A 529-nucleotide genomic window follows, 5' to 3' on the forward strand; every position below is an offset into this window, starting at 1 on the left:
CCGGAACCACCGTTCGTTGCACAGGCCCGAGAGGTCGAAACTCGGCGAGGTCGCCAGACCGAAGTCCGCGAAGAAGAGCTGATGCCCGTCGGTGAGCAGGTTTCCGAAGTGGCCGTCGAAGTGATGGATCCCCGCCGCGTTCATGGACTCGACCGTCGGGAGCAGCTGTGCCTCCATCAGGACAGCCGCAGCCTCGGACGCCACCCGCCCTTCCGCCACCTGAGTAGAAAGCCACGCCTGGAGGGTGTACGGCACGAACTCCAGAAAGAGAACCAGACTGGCAGTCGCATCGGCCAGCGCGGCGAGTCGACCGCGGAAGGCGGACGAGCCACCCCAGAACGCCACCTCGCACTCCATTGATGCTGCGTCGCCCGCCCGTGGACCCACTCCGGGCAGCACACGCCAGTGGTACAGCAGCGGGAACGCGTCCGAGAGCCCCGAGAGGACCTAGTTGTGATGTCCAGGGAGGTTGTCCCGTCCGGGGGCGGTGAGTCTGGCTGACAGACGAAGGCCTCCGGTTGTGAAGTGG

Annotated in this window: 1 pseudogene; it reads right to left on the reverse strand. The window is 66.0% G+C overall.

Annotated features, from left to right (window positions below):
• Positions 1–345 (reverse strand): annotated as a pseudogene (locus FVA95_RS29305) (hypothetical protein); the annotation flags it as partial.
• Positions 346–529: the final 184 nt, after the last annotated feature.

Source organism: Pseudonocardia sp. EV170527-09 (assembly GCF_008369905.1).
Taxonomy (GTDB): Bacteria; Actinomycetota; Actinomycetes; order Mycobacteriales; family Pseudonocardiaceae; genus Pseudonocardia.